Origin of the sequence: Methylocaldum sp. (assembly GCF_039794385.1) — a bacterium.
Lineage (GTDB): Bacteria > Pseudomonadota > Gammaproteobacteria > Methylococcales > Methylococcaceae > Methylocaldum.
Genome location: NZ_JBDIVO010000290.1, coordinates 1 through 5,756, shown reverse-complemented (window position 1 = coordinate 5,756; position 5,756 = coordinate 1). Strand labels below are relative to the sequence as shown.

The 5,756-nt window shown below is 62.0% G+C and carries 4 protein-coding genes; 1 reads left to right on the top strand and 3 read right to left on the bottom strand.

Annotated features, from left to right (window positions below):
- Positions 1 to 370: 370 nt before the first annotated feature.
- On the bottom strand, positions 371 to 2,521 hold the full coding sequence (locus tag ABJK70_RS18875; RefSeq protein WP_347258764.1) for a molybdopterin oxidoreductase family protein: 2,151 nt from the start codon (positions 2,519 to 2,521) through the stop codon (positions 371 to 373).
- A gap of 39 nt (positions 2,522 to 2,560) precedes the next feature.
- On the bottom strand, positions 2,561 to 3,238 hold the full coding sequence (locus ABJK70_RS18870; RefSeq protein ID WP_086134041.1) for a DJ-1/PfpI family protein: 678 nt from the start codon (positions 3,236 to 3,238) through the stop codon (positions 2,561 to 2,563).
- 114 nt (positions 3,239 to 3,352) lie between these two features.
- On the opposite strand from ABJK70_RS18870, the gene ABJK70_RS18865 reads away from it, so the two are divergent.
- The gene (locus ABJK70_RS18865) at positions 3,353 to 3,949 is read left to right on the top strand and encodes a TetR/AcrR family transcriptional regulator (RefSeq protein WP_086134040.1); all 597 of its coding nucleotides are present in this window, start codon (positions 3,353 to 3,355) and stop codon (positions 3,947 to 3,949) included.
- Positions 3,950 to 4,305: 356 nt separating this feature from the next.
- On the opposite strand, the gene ABJK70_RS18860 is transcribed toward ABJK70_RS18865, so the two are convergent.
- Positions 4,306 to 5,756 (bottom strand): FG-GAP-like repeat-containing protein (locus tag ABJK70_RS18860; protein WP_347258763.1); only part of this gene is annotated, 1,451 nt, incomplete at its 5' end.

The window sequence follows — 5,756 nt, the reverse complement described above, 5'->3', positions numbered from 1 at the left end:
GATTTCCGACACAAAGCCCGTCGGCAAAGGGTTACCGACCTACGACTGTAGCACCCTGTAGGTCGGGAATCCTTTCCCGACGCCACGTCCCGGCCGAGCGTCTTCGTCGGCAAAGGATTGCCGACCTACGCTCTCCCCTCCTGGAACGAATCCGTACACCGGGATGGAAAACGCTCTAAGTACATTCAGGGAATGTCTTGCGGCATAGGCAACCTGCAGGACAACCCCGCCAATCAAGCCAATCTGTCGAGATTCCGCAAATATTTGCGGAATGTACTTAGCAACAGGTCGACCATGCTCGGTCAACGACCTGCCCCGGCGGCCGTTAACGAGAATGAGCGCGTGATGATCCGGACGTGGATCCTGCTCGCTATTGGAGCCGGACATCCGCCCGCCACACCTCGACCAGATTGTCCGAGAACGTCGGCGCATGACCGAAGTTGCAGTAGGCGGCCGAACTGATCACATTGACCGAGCCGTCGGTGCGATTGCGGCTCCGCCAGTATCCGAGAGTCGCGACCACCACGCCCGGCGGAGTATCCTCGGTAACCCGCGCGTCGGCTTCGAATTCGCCGCGGTCGTTGAATACCTTCACATTATCCCCTTCGCGAATGCCGCGCGGTTCGGCGTCGGCCGGGTTGATGAGCACGAATTGCTCGCCCTGGGCGCGAATCTTGTGCTCTTCGTTCGCGTAACAGGAGTTCAAAAAGCCGTGGCTTTTGGGCGAAAGGATATTCAGCGGAAACCGTTTCGCCCGCTCGGGATCGCTCTCCGGCCGCTCGCGGCAGAGCACGTAATCGGGCAAGTCGTCGATCGGTTCCGCGCCTTGGCCGCTTTCGTACATCTGTCGGAAAACGGCGCCGACGAAATTGCCCTGCGCGGCGCCCGAGGCCTTGAACTCGCACTTTCCCGAGGGCGTCGGGAAGTTGCCCTCGGCGTGCGGCGCCGAGGTTTCCGGTTTGCCGCCTCGGATATGGGCGTAACCGCGCCGCTCCAGATAAGCCAGGTCGATGTCCCGAAGCTGCGGCGCATTCCAGTCGACGTAGTGTTCGATCATCTCGCGATCGCTGCGCGTGAACTGTTCGTCGTCGAATCCCATGACTTTTGCCAGGCGCCGGAACAATTCGGTGTTGGGTACGGCTTCGCCCGAGGCCGGGACGGCTTTCTGGTTGAGGGTCAAATAGAGGTGGCCCCAGGACCACATGATGTCGTCCATTTCCCCCGCCATCGCGGCGGGCAGGACCAAATCCGCGTAGGCGGCGGTGTCGGTGATGAAGTGCTCGCTGACCACCGTGAACAAATCCTCGCGCTTCAGGCCCTCGACGATCCTGTTGGTTTCCGGCGCCTGCGACACCGGGTTGGCGTTGTAGACCATCAGGGACTTGACCGGCGGCGCGAGCGGCATGCGCCCTGTCAGCGCGTCGCCCAGCTTCAGGATGTTGATCACGCGGGTCCCCGGCTTGATCCATTCCGGCCGGCACACCCGATCCCAGTGAATCGGAAATTCCCAGACCGGCATTTGTAGCAAGCCGCCGCCCACGTGTCGCCAGGCCCCGGTCAAGGCCGGCAGACAGCACACCGCGCGGATGGTCTGCCCGCCTCCGTGATGACGCTCCAGCGCGACGCCTATGCGAATCGCCGCGGGCTGGGTCGTGGCATATTCGCGGCTCAACTTCCGGATGTCGTCGGCGGGAATGCCGGTGATTTCGGCTGCGTACTCGGGCGTGTAGCGCGCCGCCCTCTCCTTCAGATCCTCGAATCCGATCGTGTATTGGGCGATATAGTCGCGATCCAGCAAATCTTCGGCAATGATCTGATGAATCATCGCCATGGCCAGGGCGCCGTCGGTGCCGGGCTTCGGGGCCAGATGCCAGTCGGCCTGCTTGGCGGTGCGGGATTTGTAGGCGTCGATCACCACCACCTTGGCGCCGTTTTTCCGCGCGTCGTGGACGATATGCCAGTGATGCAGGTTGGTGCTGACCGAATTGCAGGCCCAGATGATGATGTATTTCGACTGGGCGAAGCTTTCCGGATCGACGCCTCCGGTGGGGCCGACCGTGAGCAGCCAGGCGGTGGACGAACCGCTCGCGCAGAAGGTTTTTTCCAGCACGCTCGCGCCCAGCTTGTTGAAAAACGCATCGCCGACGGTCAGGCCCTGAAGAGTGCCCTGGTTGCCCAGGTAGTTGTAGGGAAGAATCGCTTCCGCGCCGTACTCGTCGATGATGGCAGTCCAGCGGGTCTTGATCTCGTCCAGCGCCTCGTCCCAGGAAATCCGCTCGAACCGGCGCGAGCCTTTCGGCCCCACGCGGCGCGAGGGATACAGCACGCGCTCCGGATTGTAGTGATGGTCGTGGAAATCCTTGAGCTTGGTGCAAAGGCCGCCCCGCGTTAGCGGATGATCGGGATTGCCGCGCACATTGACCAGCCGGTCGTTTTCGACTTCGTAGAGCATCGCGCAGGTGTCCGGGCAATCGTGCGGACACGCGCCGAATACGGTTTTCTTCTCGCTGGCAGCTGCCATTTCTTCTCCTCCGGTCAATCGTTTTTATACAAATTTCAATCAAGATGACGCATGGGAATCGTCATACTCGATGTCCGTCGCGTACACATCGTAAGCCTTGCTGTATTCCATGACCCGAGCCACCTCCGCGATGAAATCTTCGCCGTACCCGGCCCGGCGCAGCAGGTGAAATCCGACTTCCATGCCCGAACTGATGCCGCCGCCGGTAACGATCCGTCCGGCGTCGACCACCCGCGCCCGGCTGATGCGGCAGGCCGGGGCCAGCTCGGCCAGGCGGTCGATGGGCACTTTGCCCGACGGGGATTGTTCCACGCGATCGGGCTCCTTGCGGTTGGTCGCCGCTTTTCCGTCCAACAGCCCCATCTTGGCGTAAATCCAGGAACCGGTGCATACCGAAACCAGCAGGGTTCTCTCGGGCAAGCCGCGGATGAACTCGTGCAGATGCCCGTTGTTGATTTCCTGCCGCGTGCCGAAACCGCCCGGGATCAGGAAGGCGTCCATGTCGGGCCGGTCCGCAAAGGAATAGTTGGGCAGCACCGTAAAGCCGGCCTGCGCCTGCACCGGACGCAAGGACTCGGCGATGAAGAAAGCCTCCAGCTCGGGATCGAATCGCCGGGCGACCGAGAATACGCCATAGGGCGCTGCGAAGTCGACGATTTCCAGATCCTTGCAGATGTAAATGCCTAATCGGAAACCGGGTTTAAACGTGTAACTCATGGTCGTTTCCTTGTGCTGGTCGAGGAGCAATCCGCCATGTAGACAGATCTGTCTACAGCATTGATGAGACAGACCATTCTGTCAATAATCCCGTAAACGCTTTCAAAACCTCTTATGACTCAAGACGCCACGCCTATTACGTCCTCGGCACGCGACCGCATCCTGGAAACCGCGCAACGGCTGTTCTACCAATACGGCATCCGCGCCGTGGGCGTCGATCGCATCATCGCCGAATCGGGCGTCGCCAAGATGTCGTTCTACCGCCACTTCCCGTCCAAAAAAGACCTGGTGATCGCGTTTCTCGAACGGCGCCATCGATTCTGGATGGATTGGTTTACCCGGCGCGTGCGGGAATTGGCCGAATCCCAAACTTCGCCAGGCCTCGGCATCATCGCGGATGCCCTGAAGGAATGGTTCTCGGATCCCGACTTCCGAGGCTGTGCGTTCATCAATACGGTCGCGGAACTGAGCGAGGATTCGGCGGAAGAACGCCGGATCGCGGCGGATCACAAGCGGGAACTGCGGGATTTCGTCCGAACGATGATCCCGGAGCGGCCGGGACGCTCGGCAAACGACGCGGCGGAACTGGCTCTGCTGATCATCGACGGCGCCATCGTGCGCGCCCAAATGACGGGCAATGCTGAAGTGGCTGAGGAAGCGCGCACCTTGCTCGAATTTTTGGATGGGGAACCGTTCGGATCAACCGCTTAGAACCTACTCGAGCGCCGGAATCGAAGAGGCGACGGCTAGGGAGGAGACACCGCGGAAAACCAAGCGGCGACCAGGGCGTCGGAAGAAGGACTTGGTCGGTCCGCTGAACGCCGGCTTCGAAAGAAACGCGGCGATAGAAGGCGGCAGATCAGAACATGCCGAATCTCCCCAGCCCGAGGTGTCGTGAAAGGCTGCCATCAGAGACAATCAGCTTGCCCAATCGACGATCCGCGACGCTCGTCCCCGTCGCTGATTTCTTCCCGGAGGGGAAACGCTTTTACGGCACCCTCGATCCAGGAGAGGCTGCCAGGCGGAGAATCCATTTTCCGCCCCGCTCATCGGTAAAAAATCGTCGACTAGGGCGCGCAGTTCCGCACGGAATCCTGCTGGTCGGCAATGCAACGGTCGCCGTTGACATGGGGGCCGCCCTCGATCAGGTCATCGCCCGCGCCGCCCCAAAGGATATCGTCGCCCTCGCCGCCGTCGATCATGTCGTTACCCAGGCCTCCGCGCAGCACATCGTTGCCGTCGCCGCCGCAGATCAGGTCATCCCCGCCGAGGCCGTCGATCACGTCGTGGCCGGCCAAGCCGACGATGACGTCGTTGCCCGGCGTTCCCCGCAAGACATCGTTGCCCGGAGTGCCGATGATCGTGGCCGGAACGCCGAAGCACGCGGGCGAAGCGGGCGCGCTGACGAAAAGCACGGCCTGGCCCTGGAAAGCATTGCCGGCCACCGTTTGGCCCAACGCCCCCACCAGGAAGTCGGGTGCGCCATCGCCGTTCACGTCACCCGTCCCGGCTACCGCAGAACCAAACTCCGCGTTCGTTTGGGGCGTCGTATGATCGAAGGTGTGAAGGAGGGTCCCATCGGCCCCGCTGAAGACAAAGGCCTGGCCTTGTTGGCTGTTGCCGGCCACGTTCTGTCCGGGCGCGCCTACCAGGAAGTCGGATTTGCCGTCGCCGTTGACATCCCCCGCGCTGGCCACGGCGTTGCCAAAGTAGGCGTCGTCCTGAGGCGTCGGGTTATCGAGGGTGTGCAGCAGAGTCCCATCCGCCCCGCTGAAGATATAGGCTTGGCCCTGGTCAGCGTGGCTGCCCACATCCTGGAAGGGCGCCCCCACCAGGAGGTCGGAAATCCCGTCGCGGTTGACATCCCCAGCCCCGGCCACGGCAAAGCCAAACCGGGCATCGCCTTGAGGCGTCGGGTCGTCAAGAGTATGGAGCAGACTCCCGTCGGCCCCGCTGAGGACGAAGACATGGCCGTGAATCACGTCGCAGCACGTGACGCCTCCGGGCGCGCCTACCAGAAGGTCGGATTTGCCATCGCGGTTCACATCGCCCACTCCGGCCACCGCAGAGCCAAACTCGGCGAAGGATTGGGGCATCGGGTCATCGAGGGTCAGAAGCAGACTCCCGTCGGCTCCGCTGAAGGCGAAAGCCTGGCCTTGGTTAGTACGTCCCCCCACGTATTGCCCAGGCGCTCCCACCAGGAAGTCGGGGATACCATCGCCGTTGATATCGCTCACCCCGGTCACGGCAAAGCCGAAATAAGCGAGTTCATCGGGTATGGGCTGGTTGACGGTATGCAGCAGTCTCCCGTCCGCTCCGTTGAATATAAAGGCCTGGCCCCGATAAGCATTTTGCGATGGCGCCCCCACCAGTAGATCGGAGCTGCCGTCGTCGTTCACATCCCCCACCCCGGCCACGGCCTGGCCGAACTCGGCCTGCATCTGAGGCACGGGATCATCGAGGGTCAGGAGGACACTGCCATCGGCTCCGCTCAGAACAAACGCCTGACCTTGGTCAA

Coding starts and splice junctions, on each gene's coding strand:
- ABJK70_RS18875 (WP_347258764.1), bottom strand. CDS start 2,521: ATGGCAGCTGCCAGCGAGAAGAAAACCGTATTCGGCGCGTGTCCGCAC.
- ABJK70_RS18870 (WP_086134041.1), bottom strand. CDS start 3,238: ATGAGTTACACGTTTAAACCCGGTTTCCGATTAGGCATTTACATCTGC.
- ABJK70_RS18865 (WP_086134040.1), top strand. CDS start 3,353: ATGACTCAAGACGCCACGCCTATTACGTCCTCGGCACGCGACCGCATC.